Annotated in this window: 16 protein-coding genes and 2 pseudogenes; 10 read left to right on the forward strand and 8 right to left on the reverse strand. The window is 65.9% G+C overall.

The window, feature by feature from the left end:
* Positions 1-65 precede the first annotated feature (65 nt).
* From BG61_RS27650 to BG61_RS27660, 3 genes are all read left to right on the forward strand, one after another.
* Positions 66-1520, forward strand: coding sequence for an MFS transporter (locus tag BG61_RS27650; RefSeq protein ID WP_370818088.1), 1455 nt, complete (start codon positions 66-68; stop codon positions 1518-1520).
* A 170-nt stretch (positions 1521-1690) separates the two neighbouring features.
* On the forward strand, positions 1691-4660 hold the full coding sequence (locus tag BG61_RS39815) for an amino acid adenylation domain-containing protein (RefSeq protein WP_063741131.1): 2970 nt from the start codon (positions 1691-1693) through the stop codon (positions 4658-4660).
* Between the two features lie 54 nt (positions 4661-4714).
* Positions 4715-5479 carry an enoyl-CoA hydratase-related protein gene (locus BG61_RS27660; RefSeq protein ID WP_035936165.1) on the forward strand — a complete coding sequence of 255 codons (765 nt, stop codon included), beginning with the start codon at positions 4715-4717 and terminating at the stop codon, positions 5477-5479.
* 96 nt (positions 5480-5575) lie between these two features.
* On the opposite strand, the gene BG61_RS27665 is transcribed toward BG61_RS27660, so the two are convergent.
* Positions 5576-6172, reverse strand: coding sequence for a nitroreductase family protein (locus BG61_RS27665; RefSeq protein ID WP_035936168.1), 597 nt, complete (start codon positions 6170-6172; stop codon positions 5576-5578).
* A gap of 161 nt (positions 6173-6333) precedes the next feature.
* The gene (locus BG61_RS27670; RefSeq protein WP_035936169.1) at positions 6334-7617 is read right to left on the reverse strand and encodes an MFS transporter; all 1284 of its coding nucleotides are present in this window, start codon (positions 7615-7617) and stop codon (positions 6334-6336) included.
* Between the two features lie 114 nt (positions 7618-7731).
* On the opposite strand from BG61_RS27670, the gene BG61_RS27675 reads away from it, so the two are divergent.
* Both BG61_RS27675 and BG61_RS27680 read left to right on the forward strand, forming a co-directional pair.
* Positions 7732-8370 carry a TetR/AcrR family transcriptional regulator gene (locus BG61_RS27675; protein ID WP_035936172.1) on the forward strand — a complete coding sequence of 213 codons (639 nt, stop codon included), beginning with the start codon at positions 7732-7734 and terminating at the stop codon, positions 8368-8370.
* An 11-nt stretch (positions 8371-8381) separates the two neighbouring features.
* Positions 8382-8936 (forward strand): DUF1415 domain-containing protein, encoded by a 555-nt coding sequence (locus BG61_RS27680; RefSeq protein ID WP_035936175.1) that lies wholly within the window; start codon positions 8382-8384, stop codon positions 8934-8936.
* A 1-nt stretch (position 8937) separates the two neighbouring features.
* Here BG61_RS27680 and BG61_RS27685 read toward each other — a convergent pair whose 3' ends face one another.
* Positions 8938-9813: a class I SAM-dependent methyltransferase gene (locus BG61_RS27685; protein WP_035936177.1), complete on the reverse strand. Its 876-nt coding sequence runs from the start codon at positions 9811-9813 to the stop codon at positions 8938-8940.
* 376 nt (positions 9814-10189) lie between these two features.
* Between BG61_RS27685 and BG61_RS27690 the strand changes: the two genes are divergently transcribed.
* On the forward strand, positions 10190-10510 hold the full coding sequence (locus BG61_RS27690; protein WP_035936178.1) for a hypothetical protein: 321 nt from the start codon (positions 10190-10192) through the stop codon (positions 10508-10510).
* A gap of 57 nt (positions 10511-10567) precedes the next feature.
* Here the strand turns inward: BG61_RS27690 and BG61_RS27695 are convergent, their stop codons facing one another.
* The gene (locus BG61_RS27695; protein WP_035936181.1) at positions 10568-11269 is read right to left on the reverse strand and encodes a FadR/GntR family transcriptional regulator; all 702 of its coding nucleotides are present in this window, start codon (positions 11267-11269) and stop codon (positions 10568-10570) included.
* Positions 11270-11556: 287 nt separating this feature from the next.
* On the opposite strand from BG61_RS27695, the gene BG61_RS27700 reads away from it, so the two are divergent.
* The 3 genes from BG61_RS27700 to BG61_RS27710 all read left to right on the forward strand — a co-directional run bounded on the left by BG61_RS27700 (position 11557) and on the right by BG61_RS27710 (position 15641).
* Complete coding sequence (locus tag BG61_RS27700; RefSeq protein ID WP_035936184.1) at positions 11557-12702, forward strand: mannitol dehydrogenase family protein; 1146 nt, start codon at positions 11557-11559, stop codon at positions 12700-12702.
* 102 nt (positions 12703-12804) lie between these two features.
* A complete protein-coding gene (locus BG61_RS27705) occupies positions 12805-14094 on the forward strand; it encodes an MFS transporter (protein ID WP_035936186.1) in 1290 nt (429 codons plus the stop codon).
* 5 nt (positions 14095-14099) lie between these two features.
* Positions 14100-15641, forward strand: a complete 1542-nt coding sequence (locus BG61_RS27710; RefSeq protein WP_035936199.1) for a UxaA family hydrolase — start codon at positions 14100-14102, stop codon at positions 15639-15641.
* A gap of 55 nt (positions 15642-15696) precedes the next feature.
* Here the strand turns inward: BG61_RS27710 and BG61_RS44150 are convergent.
* The 3 genes and pseudogenes from BG61_RS44150 to BG61_RS27715 form a co-directional block, all read right to left on the reverse strand.
* Positions 15697-15908: pseudogene (locus BG61_RS44150) on the reverse strand (MFS transporter); the annotation flags it as partial.
* Positions 15899-16000: pseudogene (locus BG61_RS45050) on the reverse strand (LysR family transcriptional regulator); the annotation flags it as partial. The pseudogenes BG61_RS45050 and BG61_RS44150, both read right to left, overlap by 10 nt.
* Positions 16001-16045: 45 nt before the next feature.
* A complete protein-coding gene (locus BG61_RS27715) occupies positions 16046-16981 on the reverse strand; it encodes a LysR family transcriptional regulator (RefSeq protein WP_035936189.1) in 936 nt (311 codons plus the stop codon).
* Positions 16982-17107: 126 nt separating this feature from the next.
* On the opposite strand from BG61_RS27715, the gene BG61_RS27720 reads away from it, so the two are divergent.
* On the forward strand, positions 17108-17968 hold the full coding sequence (locus BG61_RS27720; protein ID WP_035936191.1) for an NmrA family NAD(P)-binding protein: 861 nt from the start codon (positions 17108-17110) through the stop codon (positions 17966-17968).
* A gap of 187 nt (positions 17969-18155) precedes the next feature.
* On the opposite strand, the gene BG61_RS27725 is transcribed toward BG61_RS27720, so the two are convergent.
* Positions 18156-19784, reverse strand: coding sequence for an NAD(P)/FAD-dependent oxidoreductase (locus tag BG61_RS27725; protein ID WP_035936192.1), 1629 nt, complete (start codon positions 19782-19784; stop codon positions 18156-18158).
* Positions 19785-19907 lie beyond the last annotated feature (123 nt).

The raw sequence follows: 19907 nt of genomic DNA on the forward strand, positions 1-19907 counted from the left end.
GAATGGAAATTGCTCTAAAACGCCGGTAATTTGTTCTTGCTGCGCCCAAAGAGGAGCATCGTTTGATCCACGAACCGCCGACGAAGCCCGCGATCATCGAAACCGACCTGCCCGGGCGCCTCGACCGCCTTCCCTGGGGCCGCTTTCATACGCTGATCGTACTCGCGCTCGGCATCACGTGGTTGCTCGACGGTCTCGAGGTGACGCTCGCGGGCGCGGTCGCGAGCGCGCTGAAAACGAGCCCGGCGCTGCAGTTTTCCAACGCCGACGTCGGCATTGCCGGCAGCGCGTACATCGCGGGCGCCGTGCTCGGTGCGCTCGGCTTCGGCTGGCTGACCGACCGCCTCGGGCGCCGCAAGCTCTTTTTCATCACACTCTTTCTGTACGTCGCGGCGACGGCGGCGACCGCCTTCTCGTGGAATCTCGCCACGTTCGTGCTGTTTCGCTTTTTGACGGGCGCGGGCATCGGCGGCGAATATACGGCGATCAACTCGACGATCCAGGAATTCACCCCCGCGCGCGTGCGCGGCTGGACGGATCTCGCCATCAACGGCACGTTCTGGGTGGGCGCGGGCATCGGCGCGGCGGGCTCGCTCGTGCTGCTCGACCCGGCGATGCTGCCGCCCGACTGGGGCTGGCGCGCGTGCTTCCTGATCGGCGCCGTGCTCGGGCTCACGATCCTCTTCATGCGCATGTGGGTGCCCGAAAGCCCGCGCTGGCTCATCACGCACAACCGCGCGGACGAGGCGAAGCAGATCGTCGAGGGAATCGAGGCGCAGTTCCGCGCGCAGGGCATCGACCTGCCGGACGGCCCCGCGAAACCGCTGCGCCTGCACGCGCGCGGGCATACGCCGCTGCGCGAGGTGTTCGACACGCTTTTCCACGCACACCGCACGCGCTCGCTCGTCGGACTCGCGCTGATGACCGCGCAGGCGTTCTTCTACAACGCGATCTTCTTCACCTACGCGCTCGTGCTCACCGATTTCTACGGCGTGCCCGGCGAGCACATCGGCTGGTACGTGCTGCCGTTCGCGGCGGGCAATTTTCTCGGACCGATCGTGCTCGGCAAGCTCTTCGACGTGCTCGGCCGCCGCCGGATGATCGCTTTCACATATGCGATGTCGGGCGTGCTGCTCACGCTGTCGGGCTACCTCTTCGCGCAGGGCCTGCTGACCACGACGACGCAAACCATCGCGTGGATGGTGATTTTCTTCTTCGCGTCGGCGGCGGCGAGTTCGGCGTACCTGACCGTCAGCGAGACCTTCCCGCTCGAAATTCGCGCGCTGGCGATCGCGGTGTTCTACGCGTTCGGGACGGCGCTTGGCGGCATCATCGGCCCGACGCTGTTCGGCAGCCTGATCGACACGCACCAGCGCGGCGCCGTGTTCGCGGGCTATCTGATTGGCTCGGCGCTGATGATCGGGGCCGCGATCGTGGCGGGAATCTGGGGTGTGGCGGCGGAACGCAGGTCGCTCGAGGAGGTGGCGCGGCCGCTTTCGTCGGTGGAGGACGACGAATGACCCGCCAACGTTCAGGGCACGCCAGCCGCGCCGACGGGCAAGAGTGCAACAAATCTGCGCAGGGTGTAAGGGCCGGCACCTCGCGGTGACTAATCGGACGTATGCGCCAGCGTCTTCGCCTGAAGACGCGGCACATCACCGTCATCCGATAGCAACCTGCGAGGCCCTACATGACACTGTCCCTTTCCGATCCCGCTGAAGCGGTACGCGACAGAGAACGCGCACGCCATTGCTTCGCGCCGGCAACGCTTGCCCGCCTCACCGCGGACCAGCGCGCGATATTCGAGCACTTCGTCCGTGGGCCGGACGTGACGCCGGACTTTGCGTTCATTCACCACGCGTTCGAAGCGCACGCCGCCGCAACCCCCCACGCCATCGCCGCGCGCCATGGCGACGAATCGATCACCTACGCCGAGCTCGATCGTGCGGCAAACCGGCTCGCCGCGCGGCTCGCGCATGAAGGCGTGAGCGCAGGCGATTGCGTCGCGCTGTTCGTGCACCGTTCGATCCCGATGCTCGCCGGCCTGCTGGCCGCGCTCAAGCTGGGGGCGGCCTACGTTCCCCAACACGTGGGGGTCGCGCCCGAGTCGCAATTGCTGCACGTCATCGGCGCCGCTGCGACGCGTGTCATCCTCACGCTCTCGCACCTGCGCCCGCTCGTGCCGGTTCCGGCGGGACACACATGCATCGCCATCGACGACTTCCTGCGGCTCGCTCCCGAGGGCGAAAGCGATTCCCGATGCGGCCATGCCACGGCGCAGCCGGTATGCATCACGCCGTCGAGCGCCTGTTTCGTGCTCTTTACGTCCGGCACGACCGGCAAGCCCAACGGCGTGCGCGTGACGCACCGGAACCTGTGCAACATCCTGCTCACGGACCCGGGGCGGCTCGGCATGCGCCCGGGCATGAAGGTCTCCCAGATCCTCAACATCGCGTTCGACATGGCGGCATGGGAAATCCTCGGCTGCCTCGCCAACGGCGCGACGCTGCTGATTCGCGGAAAGGACATCGCGGAAACGGTGCAACAGGCGAATGTCGTGATCTCGACGCCCTCGATACTCGCGACGCTCGATTCCCGGCGCTGTCCGCTCGTGCGCGTCGTCGCGGTCGCGGGTGAGCCGTGCCCTGAGCGGCTCGCAAACGACTGGTCCACCGGCCGGACGTTTTTCAACTCATGCGGCCCGACCGAGACGACCATCGTGAATACGATGCAGCACTACGCGAACGACGGCCGCTCGCTCACGATCGGCAAGCCGACGCCGAACAATACGGTCTACGTGCTCGACAGCGACCTCATGCCTTGCGCGGTGGGCAAGACCGGAGAAATGTGGGCGGGCGGCGAATGCGTGACGGCGGGCTATATCGGCAACGAGGCGCTCAATCGCGAACGCTACATCCCGGACCCGTTCCTCGGCGGCGGGCGGCTCATGTTCCGCACGCGCGACCTCGGCCGCTGGACGGCTTCGGGAGAACTCGAACATCTTGGCCGGACCGACGATCAGGTCAAGATCCGCGGCTTTCGCGTCGAACTCGACGGCGTCTCGGCCGCGCTCGAAACGGCTCGCACGGTGGAGCGCGCGGTCACGCTGCCCGTGAACGGACGTGATTTGATCGCGTTCGTCACGCCGCACAGCGCGAACGTTGATGAAGCGCTGCAATGTGCTCGCGAAAGGCTGCCTTATTACTGTGTGCCGGCGCGCGTCATCGCGCTCGACGCGTTCCCGCTGACATCCCGCGGCAAGATCGACAAGCGCGCGCTCGGCGACCTCGCGATTCGGCCGTCAGATGAAAAAACGAACCCGGCTGCCCGCGGCAAGACAGCCGGCGAGATGCCGCCGCCTCACTGCCGCCGGCAGCGCCTGCTCGCGTCGCCGCTGCTGTCGCATTACAACCGCCTCGCGGCGCTCGTCCTCGCACTCAACGTGCTTCTCTTCGCGTACGGCATAACCGACGGACACTGGTGGCGGCGTGAAGGCATCGACATGGGTGCAATCGCGAACGCCGTCGTCGCCAATCTCGCGCTAGCGGTCCTCGTTCGCCAGCAGTCCGTGATCAACCTGCTCTTCTGGACAGCGACCCGCGCGCCGGTGACGTGGCCGCTTTCGGTGCGCCGCACGCTCGGCAAGGTCTACCACTTCGGTGGACTGCATGCCGGCGGCGCGATCGCGGCGACCGCCTGGTTCCTGGCGCTTTTTGCGTCGATGGTGTGGCATCGCGTCCACGACCTGCCGGGCGTGCCGGCAAGTCTCTTTGCCGTGAGCGGCGCATTGCTCGCCCTTCTCGCCGCGCTCGTCGTCATGGCGCAGCCCGCGATCCGGGCGCGATACCACAACGCATTCGAACTCACGCACCGGTTCGCCGGCTGGGCGGCACTCGTGCTGTTCTGGGTTCAGACACTGCTCTTCGTCGACGCGGGACGCACGGCCACGGGCCGCGCGGGTGCGCTGTTTGATTCGCCGTCGTTCTGGGTGCTCCTCGCCGTCACCGTGAGCATCGCTTTGCCCTGGCTGCGCCTGCGAAAGATGCGTGTGCAGGTGGAGAGACTGTCGTCGCATGCGGCGATCGCGCGGTTCGACCACGGCGTCACGCCGTTCGCGGGGTCGTCGACGAGCATCAGCCGCAGCCCGCTCACCGAATGGCACGCGTTCGCCAACATCCCGGCGCCGGGCGAGCGCGGTTTTCGGCTGATCGTTTCGCGTGCCGGCGACTGGACTGCGCGATTCATCGACGAAGCGCCGTCGCATGTCTGGGTCAAGGGCATCACGACCGCCGGTGTCGCCAACATCGAAACGCTTTTCAGGCGTGTGGTGTACGTGGCGACGGGCAGCGGCATCGGGCCGGTGCTGCCTCATCTGCTGGCGAAGAAAGTGCCGATCAGGCTCATCTGGGCGACAAAAAGTCCGCGCGAGACCTACGGCGATGCACTCGTCGACGAAATTCTCGCGGCGCAGCCGGATGCGCTGATCTGGGATACCGACAGCGACGGCAAGCCCGATCTGCTTCGGCTTGCCTATACGGCGCGCGAGCAGTTCGACGCGGAAGCCGTGATCTGTATCGCGAATCGCAAGCTCACCGAGCGGGTCGTGACCGGCATGGAAAGCCGCGGCTTCGCCGCCTATGGCGCGATCTGGGATTCCTGATCGGGCCGCAACGGCCGGTCGTCCCGCATCCATCAATTACACAGGAGTATTCAAATGAACATCGTCATCGAGCGGCATGGACGGGTGGCCGTCGTACGCCTGAACCGCCCGCAAGCGCGCAACGCACTGAATTCCGAACTGATGCGCGAGATGGTGAGCGCGACGCAGGCCCTCGACCGGGACGCCGGCATCGGATGTATCGTGATTGCCGGCGCCGAAACCTATTTCGCGGCTGGCGCCGATATCAGGGAAATGCATCAAAAGAGCTACTTGCAGATGGTTCAGGACGACTTTTTCGCCGGCTGGGATGCGTTCGCCGCCGTGCGCACGCCCAAAATCGCCGCGGTGGCGGGCTACGCTTTCGGAGGAGGCTGCGAACTCGCGATGATGTGCGACACGATCTACGCGGGCGAAAGCGCGCGTTTCGGCCAGCCGGAGATCACGCTCGGCGTGATGCCGGGCATGGGCGGCTCGCAGCGGCTCACGAAACTGGTCGGCAAGAGCGTCGCGATGGACATGATTCTGACCGGCCGCCAGATCGACGCGGCCGAAGCGCAGCGCTCGGGGCTTGTCGCACGCGTGATTCCCGATGCACGCCTCATGGCAGAGGCACTCGAAGCGGCACAGCGGATCGCATCGTTCAGCAAGACCGCTGCGATGGCCGCACGCGATGCGGTCGATCGCGCGCTCGAAACGGGCCTGCGCGATGGCCTGTTGTTCGAGCGGCGCACCTTTCACGCGCTTTTTGCAACCGCCGACCAGAAGGAAGGCATGCAGGCGTTTCTCGACAAGCGGCCCGCCGTGTTCAACAACGACTGAGGCAGCAAACACGGGCCAGGCTCCCTGTGCATGGCTGCACATCAACGAAAACGGCCCTTGCGGGCCGTTCCGGACTTCCTTCATTCGACGGCAGCGTTACTCGAACGCCTTGCCCCAGGCGCCGTCGAAGGCGATTTCGCTTAGCGGCACGCGCGAGCGCGGCGCGGCTTCGCGCTGGCGCAGCTTTTCGTCGAGCGAACTGGCGTCGCCGTAGTGGCCGAGCGAGATCATCGCGATGACCTGCACGTCCTCCGGCACCGCGAATGCTTCGCGAAACGCGCTGGCGTCGAAACCGCCCATCTGGTGCGCGGCGAGCCCGAGCGCGTGCGCCTGCAGCACGAGCGCCATTGCGGCGGCGCCGGTGTCGTAGCCGGCGGTGCGGTTCACGTCGCCTTTCGGCGTCACCGTCCTGGCCGTTACGCAGATCAGCACCGGCACGTTCGCGTTCCAGCCCTGGTTGAACGGCACGAGCGTGTCGAAGGCGCGCCTGAACGCGGCTTCGTCGCGGTAGCGGTCGAACGTGACGAAGCGCCACGGCTGCAGGTTGCTCGACGAGGGCGCCCAGCGCGCCGCTTCTAGCACCTGCTGCAAGTGTTCGCGGGCGACCGGCTGGCCGGAATAGGCGCGCGGGCTCCAGCGGCCCGCGATCAGTTCGTGGATGTCGACTTCAGTTGGCGCTTTGTTTGCGGTCATGGATGAACCTTTCAGTTGACGAGGCAGCGCGGCGCAGAATCTGCGCCGCGAAGCACAAGGATAACCAACTGACGTTCCGGACACTGAAACAATTCACGCCATTTCCGCTATTGCGCCGCCATTTCCGCCATGGCACGCAGCGCCGCTTTCGATACCGCCGGCTACGTCGCCGCGACGCCGACGCGCCGCGCCGGCCGGTTGATGCGCAGCACGAGCACCGACGCGATCAGGCAGAGGCCGCCCGAGATCATCGTCGCGACCGTGTAGGTGCCGAGGCTCGATCGCAGCATGCCGGCGCCGAGCGCCGCGAAGGCCGCACCGAATTGATGCCCCGCGACGATCCAGCCGAACACGATCGGCGCGGCCTCCTTGCCGTAGACATCGGTGGCGAGGCGCACGGTGGGCGGCACGGTCGCGATCCAGTCGAGGCCGTAGAACACGGCGAAGAGCGGCAGGCCGAAGAAATCGATGCCGAACGCGTACGGCAAGTAGATCAGCGACAGCCCGCGCAGGCCGTAGTACCAGAAGAGCAGCACGCGGCTGTTGAAGCGGTCCGAGAGCCAGCCCGACAGCGTCGTGCCGAACAGGTCGAAAATGCCCATCGCCGCAAGCAGCGACGCGCCCTGCACCTGGGTCATGCCGTAGTCGGCGCACATCGCGATGAGGTGCGTGCCGACATAGCCGTTCGTGCTCGCCCCGCAAATGAAGAAACTGAAGAACAGCAGCCAGAAGTCGCGCGTCCTGCTTGCCGACCCGAGCGTGCTGAACGCGAGCTTGATCGGATTCTTCGGCGGGCCGGAGGGTGCCGCGGGCTGCTCTGCGGTCTCGCCGACGGGCCGCAACGCCAGATCCGACGGGCGCTCGGGCAAGAGCCACGCGACGAGCGGCAGCACGAGCGCCGCCGCGGCAGCCACGATCAGGACGACCGGCTGCCAGCCGACGCGCTCCGAGATCGACGCGAGGACCGGCAGGAATACGAGCTGGCCAGTGGCGGAACTTGCGGTGAGAATACCCATCGCGAGGCCGCGGTGCGTCGTGAACCAGCGGTTGACGACCGTAGCCGACAGCGTCAGCGCCGCCACACCCGTCGCGCCGCCCACCAGCACGCCCCAGACCAGGATCATCTGCCACGGCGCGGTCATCATCGACGAAACGCCGACGCCCGCCGCGAGTGTCGCGAGCGCGGTAAGGAGCGTCGGCCGCACGCCGAAGCGCTGCATCGCGGCGGCGGCGAACGGTCCGGCCAGGCCGTACAGCGCAAGGTTGATCGAAATGGCGAGCGAAATCGTGCCGCGGCTCCAGCCGAACTGCTTTTCGAGCGGCAGCATCATCACGCTGGGCGTCGCCCGCGTGCCGGCCGCAGCCAGCAGCACGAAGAACACCACGCCCACCGCGATCCACCCGTAGTGCATCCGGCCTTCAAACCGCCTCGCCACCCAATTCATCGCAGCTCCATTTCTTGATTGATCGTTACGCGACGTTACTGCTCGGTCACAATTGAGTTGCAAGCTTAGTGACCGATCGGTAACATGTCAAGATCCCTTTGAAACTTCAAGGAAATGGCTTTGGCACGCGCATCGGAACAAGCCGGCAGGCCGGCGGCGAAAAAATCGGTTCGCACGGACGGCGCCACCGCCGAAGAGCAGCTGCTCCACGCGGCGCAGGAACTCTTCTATCGCGAGGGCGTGCGCGCGATCGGCGTGGACGCCGTGGTGGAGCGCGCGGGCGTCAACAAGATGAGCCTTTACCGGCGGTTTGCGTCGAAGGACGAACTCGTCGCCGCCTATCTGACGCGCATGGACGAAGCCTTCCGGCGCCGCGTCGAGGCGAGCTTCGCGAAGCACCCCGACGCGCCGGCCAGGCAGCTCGTGCAGGCCATGGAGGATCTGGTCGCGCGTGCGTCGGTGCCGGACTATCGCGGCTGTCCGTTCGTCAACGTTGCGTGCGAATTCTCCGATCCGGCGCACGTCGCGCGCCAGTGCGTCACGCGCAACAAGCAGTATCTGGCGACGCGGCTCGTCGAGATCGCGACGGCGGCGGGCGCATCGGACCCGGCGGAACTCGCCGATGCGCTCGCGCTCGTCATCGACGGCGTCTACGCGACGAGCCAGACCTACGGCCCGGGATGCGGCCCGATGCGAACCGCGCCGCGCGTCACGGCGCTTCTGATCGACGCCGCGTGCGCACCCCGAATCTGACAGGACAGGACATGATCGACCGCAGTACCCGCGAGGCAATCATCGCCCGCACGCAGCACTGGCTGACCCGCGCCGTGATCGGCCTGAATCTCTGCCCGTTCGCGAAGGGCGTGCACGTGAAGGACCAGATCCGCTATGTGGTGAGCGAGGCGAGGACGCTGGAGGACGCGCTCATGGATCTTTCGAAGGAACTGCGCACGCTCGCCGACGCCGACCCGGAGCGCGTCGACACCACGCTTCTGATCGTGCCCCACGCGCTCGCCGATTTCACCGACTACAACGACGCGCTCTATTTCGCCGACCGGATGGTGAAGCAGATGCAGCTCGCAGGCGAATTGCAGGTCGCGAGCTTCCATCCCGCGTATCAGTTCGAGGGCACGGAGCCCGACGCCATCGAAAACTACACGAATCGCGCGCCCTATCCGATCTTTCATCTGCTGCGCGAAGCGAGTATCGAACGCGCGGTCGATGCATTTCCCGACGCCGCCGACATCTACGAACGCAATATGGAAACGCTGCGGCGCCTCGGCCACGCCGGCTGGAAGGCGTGGATGGAGAAGCACTAGGTCAGTGCGTGAAGAAACGCTCGCGCAATTCGTCGAGGCCGAGCGTTTCGAGCACGTCCGACAGGCGCTGCGCGGGCCGGCCGCGCGGCAGGTCCTTGAACTGCGCGATGATCAGCTCGTTTTTCATCGAATGCTCCCAGCCGACCAGTTCGGTCACGCTTACCTGATACCCGTGCGATTCGAGTTGCAGGCAGCGCAGCACGTTGGTGATCTGGCTGCCGAATTCGCGCGTGTGCAGCGGATGGCGCCACATTTCGGTGAGCACATTTTTCGACAGCGAATGGCCCTTGTTCTTGCGCAGGACCGCGGCCACCTCCGCCTGACAGCACGGCACCACCACGATGTACTGCGCATTCTTTTGCAGCGCGAAATGGATGGCGTCATCGGTTGCGGTATTGCACGCGTGCAGCGCGGTGACGACATCGATTGAATCGGGCAACTGACCGGATACGGTCGATTCGGCCACCGACAGATTCAGGAACGACATCCCCTCGAAGCCCAGGCGCCTCGCCAATTCCTCCGACTTTTTCACGAGCTCCTCGCGCGTCTCGATGCCGTATATGTGTGACCGATCGCGCAGAGTCTTGAAGAACAGATCGTAGAGAATAAAGCCCAGATACGACTTTCCCGCCCCGTGATCGACGAGCGATACCGAGCCTTGCCGCGAATGCACGTCGGCGAGCAGCGGCTCGATGAACTGGAACAGGTGATAGACCTGCTTCAGCTTGCGGCGGCTGTCCTGATTCATCTTTCCGTCGCGCGTGAGGATATGCAGTTCCTTAAGCAGTTCGATCGACTGACCCGGACGGATCTCGTGCTTGCTCGAGGCGTCCGGCGAAGCGGTGCCGGAGGCGGAGGCGGTGGACTTCTTGGCCATCGTTGGGGTGCCGTATCAAATAAAAAAGCGGAGCATGTTCACGCCGAATGTGCGCTAACCGCTGGTTCTGCCGTTGCAAATGGGGAAGTTTACCCAAAAGCGCGTAGACGCTCCCGTTCCAGCCGCCGAAGGACCGGCGTCAGTCAGCCTGGAACATTGTGTGCATCGTCCGACAAGCGAGGCCAATTGGAAAGGGCGACACAGCGCGCGGCGCACGCCGCGCGTCGATGCAGCAACGAGGAGCAACAAGCTGGTAGCAGGCCGCGCCGTTCGACTACGCACAATGTCGTCACCCGCGAAAGGCTTTGTTACGTAACACACAACGCAAAGCGCGGCGATGCGACTCGCCTGGCGCCATGGACATGAGAGGACGGCGATGGATGCGATCCCGGACAAAAAAGCAGAAAAGCAGTTTCAGGACATGCTCGCGGCACTGACCGCGATGCCTGCATGGAGTGAAAAGCAGCAGCTCGAGCTGGAGATGGCGCGAGAGATATCGGTGGAAATGTTGCGCCTCGCAGAATCGATGCGCGACGGCAGCACGGATATCGAAACGTGCCTGACGATGCTCAAGTACGCGAAGGTGATGGACTTCGTGCTCACGACGCTCGCCTCGCGGCGCGAGATTGCGCCGCAGACGTTGCGTGTGATCTTCAAGCTCGCGGGCCTGAAGGTCGATGAAGCCTATCCCGGCTGAGCGAGGCTTGATCCTGCAATGCACAAGGCGGCCTGTCTTCCCCGGAACGGGCCGCCTTCATCCCTTGCGACGCGTCATCAGCCGCGCGCACGAGGCCCTCATGTGCCGCTGCATCGCGGCCTGCGCCTGAACGGCGTCGCGCTCCTCGAGCGCTTCCAGAATCTCCCGGTGTTCGTTCAGCGCCGCCGCCCACGTGTCCTCCCCTTCGAAGTGACCCCGCAGTTTCGATGAAAGCGGACTGTGCCGCTCGTCGAAAAGGCTCGCGACCGTCCTGACCAGCACGTCGTTGCCCGACATCTGTGCGATCGCCAGGTGAAAAGCACGGTCGGCCGCAAGCGGAATCTGGCCGCCCGCGACTTCGCGCGCCATCGTCTCGTAGACGGCGCGCAGGCCCTTCAGCGCCTTCGGCTTGGCGAACGGCGCGACGCTCGCCGCAATGGCGCCTTCGATCACGAGGCGCGCCGTCATGATTTCCTGCGGACTTTCGCCGAACTCCTCCTCCGACTTGGGCGCCGCCGCCGCACCGGAGGTCGCTGTGATGTAGACGCCGGAGCCCATCCGGATTTCCACGCGCCCTTCCAGTTCGAGCGCGACGAGCGCCTCCCGCACCGAGGGCCGCGACACGCCGAGCGTCTGCGCGAGCTCGCGCTCCGACGGCAGGCGGCCATTCGGCGCGAAGCCCTGCTGCTCGATCAGGCTGCGCAGCTTGTCGGCAATCTGGAGATACAGGCGGCGCGTTTCGACCGGTTTGACGCTCACGTGGTGGCTCCTCGCAAAAGACCTCGGGAAAACGTGGATTGTAATCAGTGGAAGCGTTGACCGGCGCGAGGCCACGTCAGCGCGTTTCGCTAATCGCTTACAAGCGGCTTGACCAGTTGGTTTTATAGACACTACCATGCAAACTGGTAAGGCCAAAGGACGGCATCGCACGCGTCCCGCCCTTGGCGAAAAGAAGCCCCGTCCCCACGCCCGATACCCATGAATACTGTCGATCATCCCACGGCTTTTCGCCACGGCGTCCGCGTTTCTCTACAGATGAGCCGCCGATGAGCAATCCGACTCTCCAATTCGGCACGAGCCGCTTCCTGCAGGCGCACGTCGATCTGTTCGTGGCCGAGGCTGCGCGCGCGCAGCCTTCGAAGGCGATCGGCGGGATCACCGTCGTGCAGACCACGTCGAGCGCGGAAAGCCGCGCGCGCATCGATGCGCTGCGCGCGACCGGGCGCTACCCGGTGCGCATCCGCGGCCGGCGCCGCGACGAAACGATCGATGTCACCGTCGAATGCGACGCGATCACCGAAGCCCTGCACGCGAACGACGACTGGCAACTGCTGCGCAAGCGCATCGCGCATGACGTGCGAACGGTTGTCTCGAATACCGCCGACTCCGGCTACGCCCTCTTCCCCGAAGACACTGCCGACCTGCTCGACGGACAGCGCACGCCGCGCGGCTTTGCGGCCAAGCTCGCGGTGCTGCTGCACGAGCGCCATCGCGCGGGCGGCGAGCCGATCACGCTGTTGCCTTGCGAGCTGATCTCGCGCAACGGCGACACGCTGCGCGATCTCGTCGTAAGCGTGGCGCGCGGCTGGAACGCCGGCGACGCGTTCGTCGACTATCTGGGCAGCCGTTGCATTTGGGTGAATTCGCTCGTCGACCGCATCGTGTCGGAGCCGATCCTTCCGGTCGGCGCGATCGCCGAGCCGTATGCGCTCTGGGCGATCGAGCGCCAGCCGGGCATGGTGCTGCCGTGCGAACACGACGACATCGTCGTCACGGACGAACTCGCCCACTACGAGCGCCTGAAGCTCCTGATGCTCAACCTCGGCCACACGATGCTCGTCGAGTCGTGGCGCACCCACGACGGCGCGCCCGACATGACCGTCCTTGATGCGATGCGTCACGCCCCGTGGCGCGACGCGCTCGAAACGGTATGGCAGGACGAAGTGCTGCCTGTCTTCGACGCGCTCGGCCAGCAGGTCGCCGCACGCGCCTATCTCGCCGACGTGCGCGATCGCTTCGAGAACCCGTTTCTCGTGCACCGGCTCGCGGACATCGCGCGCAATCACGACGAGAAGAAGGCGCGGCGCTTGCAGCCGGTCATCGAACTCGCGCGCGAATTGCGCCTGGACATCGGGCAGGAACGGCTGCGCGGCGCGCTCGCGTCGGACACGCCGGTCACACCAGCCATCTGAAAGCGTGCCGGGCGAGCCGGCAAAGCAGGCGCAGACGGGCGGTTACGGCATGGCGGCGCAGGACCAAACACACGGCATGACACTCTTGGAGGAGACAGAACGATGCGCAAAATGCGTTGGATGGTGATCTTTTTATGCTTTCTGGCAATCGCGGTGAACTACATCGACCGCGCGAACCTCGCGGTCGCGGCGCCGCAGATCGAGAAGGCGCTCGGCATCGGCCCGGCTGAAATGGGGCTCGTGATGAGCGGCTTCTTCTGGACCTACGCGCTCATGCAGATGCCGTTCGGCTGGTTCGTCGACCGCGTCGGCGCGCGCATCGCGCTGCCGCTCGCCGTCGGCTGGTGGTCGCTCTTCACCGCGCTCACCGCGGCGGCGACGAGCGTCGCGGGCATGTTCGGCTGCCGCCTGATGCTCGGCATCGGCGAGGCGGGCGCCTATCCGTCGTGCGCGAAGCTCGTCTCGCAGTGGTTCAAGCCCGAACAGCGCGCGCTCGCAACCAGCATCTTCGACAGCGGCTCGCGCGTCGGCTCCGCGCTCTCCATTCCGGTCGTCGCGCTCATCATCAGCTCGTTCGGCTGGGAGGCGTCGTTCATCATCACCGGCGCAATCGGCTTCGTCTGGATCCTGGGCTGGTTCCTGATCTACCGCAACCCGTCGCGCGGCGACCTGACGGGCGCAGCCGAAGCGGCGCCTCAAGTCAGGGCCGCCCCGAAGAACAAGGTGACGTGGGGCTCGCTCTTCAAGTACCGCACGCTGTGGGGCATGATGCTCGGCTTCTTCTGCCTGAACTTCGTGATCTACTTCTTCATCACGTGGTTTCCGAGCTATCTCGTGCAGACGCACGGCTTTTCGCTGAAGTCGCTCGGCACGCTCGGCATGATTCCCGCGCTCGTCTCGATTCCGGGCGGCTGGCTCGGCGGCTTCGTGTCCGACTCGCTGTACCGCCGCGGCTGGAGCCTCACCGCCGCGCGCAAGACCTGCATGGTCGGCGGCATGCTGCTCTCGTCGGTGATCACGCTCTCGGCGTTCACGACGAACATCTACCTGATGCTCGCGTTCTTCGGCATCGCGTACGGCAGCCTCGCGTTCGCCGCGGCGAGCATCTGGTCCCTGCCCGGCGACGTCGCACCGACGCCCGATCACGTCGCGTCGATCGGCGGCATCCAGAACTTCGCGTCGAACCTGGCGGGCATCGTCATCACGACGTTCACCGGCTTCATGGTCGCGATGACGAAGGGCTCGTTCACCATCCCGCTGATCGTCGCGGGCGGCTTCTGCTTCCTCGGTGCATTCAGCTATCTTTTCATCGTCGGCAAGATCGAGCCGCTTTCCGGCGCCGACGACGACGCGGCCGCCATCTCCGACGACCGCGCTCCTTCTACGGTATGAACATCATGTCCACCACTTCCACCGATCATGCCGTGATACGGCTGCACCCCAACGACGACGTCGTGATCGCGACGCGCCAGCTGATGTCCGGCGCGCGCATCGCGTCGGAAGATCTCGCAGTGATGGGTCTGATTCCGCCTGGCCACAAGATCGCGACGCGCGACATCGCGAAGGGCGAGCCGGTCAAGCGCTACAACCAGATCATCGGCGTGGCGCGCGAGGCGATCGCGCGCGGCCAGCACGTGCACGTGCACAACCTCGGCATGGCCGAGTTCGCGCGGGAGCACGAGTTCGGCGTCGACCGGCATCCGACCGACTTCGTCGAAACGCCCGCGACCTTCATGGGCATCCGCCGCGCCGACGGGCGGGTTGCGACGCGCAACTTCATCGGCGTATTGACGAGCGTGAACTGCTCGGCGACCGTCGCGCGCGCGATCGCGGATCATTTCCGCCGCGACGTGCATCCGGAAGCGCTTGCCGGCTATCCGAACGTCGACGGCGTGATCGCGCTCACGCACGGGCTCGGCTGCGGCATCGACATGCAGGGCGAAGGGCTCGCGATCCTGCGGCGCACGCTCGCCGGTTACGCGGTGCATCCGAACTTCTACTCGGTGTTGTTCGTCGGGCTCGGCTGCGAGACGAACCAGATTTCCGGCGTGCTCGAATCGGGCGGCCTGAAGGACGGCGAGCGCCTGAAGAGCTTCACGATCCAGGACAGCGGCGGCTCGAAGAAGACGGTCGAGCGCGGCATCGCGATGGTGAAGGAGATGCTCGCGGACGCGAACCGCGTCACGCGCGAACCGGTCCCGGCATCGCATCTCGTGGTGGGATTGCAGTGCGGCGGGTCGGACGGATACTCGGGCATTTCGGCGAATCCGGCGCTCGGCGCCGCCGTCGACCGGCTCGTGCGCCACGGCGGCACTGCGATTCTTTCCGAGACGCCCGAGGTCTACGGCGCGGAGCACCTGCTGACGCGCCGCGCGGTGAGCCGCGAGGTCGGCGAGAAGCTGCTCGCGCGCATCGCGTGGTGGGAAGACTATTGCGCGCGCAACGGCGCCGCGCTCGACAACAATCCGTCGGCGGGCAACAAGGTCGGCGGCCTCACGACGATTCTCGAAAAGTCGCTCGGCGCGGTGGCGAAGGGCGGCACGACGAATCTCGTCGACGTGTACGAGTACGCGGAGCGCATCGACGCGAAGGGCTTCGTCTTCATGGATTCGCCGGGCTACGACCCGATGTCGGCGACGGGACAGGTGGCCTCCGGCGCGAACCTGATCTGCTTTACGACGGGGCGCGGGTCGGCGTACGGCTGCGCGCCGTCGCCGTCGCTCAAGCTCGCGACCAACACCGCGCTTTGGGAACGGCAGGAAGACGATATCGACATCAACTGCGGCGGCGTGATCGACGGGACGGCTTCGATCGGGGAACTCGGCGAGGCGATTTTCCGGATGATGCTGGATTGCGCGTCGGGGGGCGCGTCGAAGAGCGAGACGCACGGCTACGGGCAGAACGAGTTCGTGCCGTGGCAGGTGGGTGTGGTGACCTGACGCTAAAAAGCAGGAAGGCCGATGCCCGAAGCATCGGCCTTTTTTCCTCACCGCGTCACTTCGAAATATCCTCCAGCGTGACATCGCGCGTGCGCGGCCGAGCAGTCCGATCGCGCAGATCACGATGACCATCGCCCCGGCGATGAACACGAACACGCCGTTCACGCCGAAGTGCTTCAGACACGCCGCGATCACGAACGCGGAAAACACGGCCGACAGCCGGCTCCACGAGTACACGAAGCCCACGGCGCGCGCCCGGATGCGGGTCGAATGAACTCGCGTTCGGCCGCCCGCGCGATCGTCCCCTCCTCGCACACCGCGATGAAGAGCCGCAACGTCACCTGATCGATTTGCCACATGGCCGGCGTGCCTTTCTCTTTCGGTTGAACGTCAAAGCGTGCGATTCAGTGCGCCGTCGCCGTCACGGCGGCCACGAAATCGAGGAATGCCCGCACCTTCGCGGGCGGATGATGCCGCGACGGATACAACGCATATAGCGGAAAACGTTCGTCGCGCCAATCCGGAAACAACTCGACGAGGCTGCCATCGGCGATCAGCGCCTCGACGCCGAGCTGCATCACCTGCGCGATCGCATGGCCCGCGATGCACACGCCATGCATCGTGCCGACGTCGTTCAGCGTGAGCCTGCCGGGTGCCGCCGACGGCGCGATCAGCACCCGCTTCTTGCCGCGATGAAACTCCCACTGGAACGGCCGGCCGCTTTGCGGGTCGCGATAGTGCACGCAGACGTGCCTGCCCGCTTCCAGTTCCGCCTTCAGCGCGGCGGGCGTCGCGGGACGGCCATGGCGTGCGAGGTACGCGGGCGCGGCCACGGTGAGGATCGGCGTGTCGAGGAGCTTCCGCGCGATCAGGCTCGACGAACGCGGCTCTCCGAAGCGCAGCGCGAGATCGAAGCCGTCCGCGATCAGATCGCCCAGCTGGTCGCGCGTGGCGAGTTCCACCTGAAGCTCGGGATGCGATTCGATGAACTCGCCCAGGCGCGGCCCGAGCACGAGCCGGGAGAAGAACGGATCGACGTTCACGCGCAGTCGCCCGCGGACCGCCGTCGCGCTGCCCGAAACGCTCGACGCCGCCTCCTCCAGCCCGGCCAGGAGCGGCGCGATCTGTTCGTAGAAGCGGCGGCCTTCGTCGGTGAGCTGGACGGAGCGCGTCGTGCGGTCGAAAAGCCGTATGCCGAGCCGGCCTTCCAGCCGCGCGACCGCCCGGCTCACGCCCGACTGCGTCATGTCCAGCAGTTCGCCCGCAGCCGCGAAGCTCCCGCTGTCGACGATCGCCGACAGCACGCCCATCCCGTTCAGCAAGCGCTCGTCGAAGGGCATTGTGATGACCTTGTGTCATGGATGAAATGACGCTCATGCTATCGCGGAATGCCTGACGACGGCGCAGACTCGTGCTCATCGCGGCGCGAGCCGCCGCATTCGGACCATTCGGACAGGAGAAATCAGATGTACGCGATTACCGGAATCACAGGACAAGTCGGCGGCGTGGTCGCGCGCCAGTTGCTCGACGCGGGCCGCGGTGTGCGGGCCATCGTGCGCAGCGCGGACAAGGGCGCGGTGTGGGGCGCGCAAGGATGCGAGGTCGCGCTTGCCGACATGGCCGACGCCCGTGCGCTCACCGCCGCGTTTCGCGACACCGAAGGCGTATTCGTATTGCTGCCGCCGAATTTCGCACCGTCGGCGGGATTCGGCGAAACGCGGGCCATCGTGGCCGCGCTGCGCGAGGCGCTAGCAGAGGCGCAGGCGCCGAGGGTCGTCTGTCTCTCGACGATCGGCGCGCAGGCCGAACGCCCCAATCTGCTCCAGCAGCTTCAGATCATGGAGCGCGAACTGGGGCAACTCGACTTGCCGATCGCGTTTCTGCGCGCGGCGTGGTTCATGGAGAACGCGCTTTGGGATGTCGAGCCGGCCGGGGCGCGCGGCGTGATCCCGAGTTTCCTGCAACCGCTCGACAAGCCCGTGCCGATGGTCGCAACCGCTGATATCGGGCAGGTCGCGGCGGATCTGCTGCTCGATGAAAGCTGGCACGGCAAGCGGGTGGTCGAACTCGAAGGCCCGGCGCGCGTCTCGCCGGACGATATCGCCGCCGCGTTCACGGCTGCGCTCGGGCATCCGGTGCGCGCGGAAGCGGTGGCGCGGGAGAGCTGGGAGGGGCTCTTCAAGTCGCAGGGAACCGCCGACCCGACGCCCCGCATTCAGATGCTCGACGGGTTCAATGAAGGGTGGATCGAGTTCGAAGGGGAGCCGCTGACCGGGACCGTCGAATTGGACAGCGTGGTGCGGGAACTGGTGGCGCGGGCCGGATGATTTCGTGGCTACCGCGTGGACGTCGAGGCGCGCCTGGGAATTCGCGGCTGCATGGGAAGCCGCAGATTGCGGGCGTCATGTGTGCGCGACGCGCGGCAGGTCCATGACCGGCGCGCACCAACGGGCATGAGTTCTGCGGGCGGCGGACCCGCCCGGGGATCGGGCGCCTCGCGCGCCCGCCGCAAACTCAGTCCGCCGCGCCCGGTTCCGCGACCATCCGCAAAGCAACCGCCTCTGCGACTTCGATTCCGTCGATCGCCGCCGAATAGATCCCGCCCGCGTATCCTGCGCCCTCTCCCGCTGGGTACAGCCCCTCCACGTTGATACTCTGGAAGTCGTCGCCGCGCCGGACCCGCAGCGGCGACGACGTACGCGTCTCCACACCCGTGAGCACGGCATCATGCATCGCGAAGCCGGGGATTTTCTTGTCGAGCTGCGGAAGCGCCTCGCGGATCGCTTCGATCACGTAATCGGGCAGCGCCGTGCTGAGATCGGTCGGACGCACACCCGGCTTGTACGACGGCTCGACCGAGCCAAGCGACGTCGACGGCCGCCCCGCGATGAAATCGCCGACCAGTTGTCCCGGTGCGCAGTAATCGCCGCCGCCGAGTTCGAACGCGCGCTCTTCCCATTTGCGCTGGAACGCGATGCCGGCGAGCGGGCCGCCGGGGTAGTCATCCGGCGTAATGCCGACGACGATTCCCGCGTTCGCATTGCGCTCATTGCGCGAATACTGGCTCATGCCGTTGGTCACGACGCGCCCCGGTTCCGACGTGGCCGCCACGACCGTGCCGCCCGGGCACATGCAGAAGCTGTAGACCGCACGGCCGTTGCTGCAATGGTGCACGACCTTGTAGTCGGCGGCGCCGAGCAGCTTGTGGCCCGCGAACTTGCCGAAGCGGCTGCGGTCGATCACGCCCTGCGGATGCTCGATGCGAAAGCCGAGGGAAAACGGCTTCGGCTCCATGTAGACGCCGCGATCGTGCAGCATCTGGAACGTGTCGCGCGCGCTGTGGCCTACCGCCAGCACGACGTGATCGCAGCGCAGCGTCTCGCCATTCGAGAGCTTCACGCCGCGCACTTTGCCGTTGTCGACGTCGATGTCCTCGACGCGCTGTTCGAACCGTACTTCGCCGCCAAGCTGATGGATCGTCGCGCGCATCTTTTCGACCATGCTCACCAGCCGGAACGTGCCGATATGCGGGCGGCTCAGGTAGAGGATGTCCTCCGGCGCGCCCGCCTTGACGAATTCGTCCAGCACCTTGCGGCCGTAGTGCTTTGGGTCCTTGATCTGGCTGTAGAGCTTGCCGTCGGAGAAAGTGCCGGCGCCGCCTTCGCCGAACTGCACGTTCGACTCCGGATTCAGCACGTTCTTGCGCCACAGGCCCCAGGTGTCCTTGGTCCGTTCGCGCACCGCTTTGCCGCGCTCGAGGATGATCGGGCGAAAGCCCATCTGCGCGAGAATCAGGCCGGCAAAGAGCCCGCACGGCCCCATGCCGATCACCACCGGGCGCAGAAGGTTCGCATTCGCCGGCGCCTGCGCGACGAATCGATACGCCATGTCGGGGGTGACGCTGCAGTGCGGATGGGCATCGAGATGCTGTCTCGCCGACGCCTCGTCTTTCACTTCGACATCGATGATATAGGTCAGCTTGATATCCGACCGCTTGCGTGCATCGTGCGCGCGACGAAACACCGTGTAGCGGACGAGTCCGTCGGACGGGACGCGGAGATCCTTGAGACGGGCGCGAATCGCGAGTTCGAGATCGGCTTCGGCGTGATCGAGCGGGAGTTTGACTTCGCTTAAACGTAGCATGAGGACCTGTGTGCGGCGGCCGTGGTGTGGCCTGATCGCAATTTTAGTGCGTTTGCCTTGGGCAATGTTCCGCAGTGAGCGGCAGCACGGGACATGGTGCGTATTTCGGCGAACGTGACCGCC

It is taken from the genome of Caballeronia glathei (assembly GCF_000698595.1).
GTDB classification, from domain to species: Bacteria; Pseudomonadota; Gammaproteobacteria; order Burkholderiales; family Burkholderiaceae; genus Caballeronia; species Caballeronia glathei.

Coding starts and splice junctions, on each gene's coding strand:
- BG61_RS27705 (WP_035936186.1), top strand. CDS start 12,805: ATGCGCAAAATGCGTTGGATGGTGATCTTTTTATGCTTTCTGGCAATC.
- BG61_RS27710 (WP_035936199.1), top strand. CDS start 14,100: ATGTCCACCACTTCCACCGATCATGCCGTGATACGGCTGCACCCCAAC.
- BG61_RS27700 (WP_035936184.1), top strand. CDS start 11,557: ATGAGCAATCCGACTCTCCAATTCGGCACGAGCCGCTTCCTGCAGGCG.
- BG61_RS27675 (WP_035936172.1), top strand. CDS start 7,732: ATGGCTTTGGCACGCGCATCGGAACAAGCCGGCAGGCCGGCGGCGAAA.
- BG61_RS27715 (WP_035936189.1), bottom strand. CDS start 16,981: ATGCCCTTCGACGAGCGCTTGCTGAACGGGATGGGCGTGCTGTCGGCG.
- BG61_RS27665 (WP_035936168.1), bottom strand. CDS start 6,172: ATGACCGCAAACAAAGCGCCAACTGAAGTCGACATCCACGAACTGATC.
- BG61_RS27680 (WP_035936175.1), top strand. CDS start 8,382: ATGATCGACCGCAGTACCCGCGAGGCAATCATCGCCCGCACGCAGCAC.
- BG61_RS27690 (WP_035936178.1), top strand. CDS start 10,190: ATGGATGCGATCCCGGACAAAAAAGCAGAAAAGCAGTTTCAGGACATG.
- BG61_RS27670 (WP_035936169.1), bottom strand. CDS start 7,617: ATGAATTGGGTGGCGAGGCGGTTTGAAGGCCGGATGCACTACGGGTGG.
- BG61_RS27685 (WP_035936177.1), bottom strand. CDS start 9,813: ATGGCCAAGAAGTCCACCGCCTCCGCCTCCGGCACCGCTTCGCCGGAC.
- BG61_RS27720 (WP_035936191.1), top strand. CDS start 17,108: ATGTACGCGATTACCGGAATCACAGGACAAGTCGGCGGCGTGGTCGCG.
- BG61_RS27660 (WP_035936165.1), top strand. CDS start 4,715: ATGAACATCGTCATCGAGCGGCATGGACGGGTGGCCGTCGTACGCCTG.
- BG61_RS27725 (WP_035936192.1), bottom strand. CDS start 19,784: ATGCTACGTTTAAGCGAAGTCAAACTCCCGCTCGATCACGCCGAAGCC.
- BG61_RS39815 (WP_063741131.1), top strand. CDS start 1,691: ATGACACTGTCCCTTTCCGATCCCGCTGAAGCGGTACGCGACAGAGAA.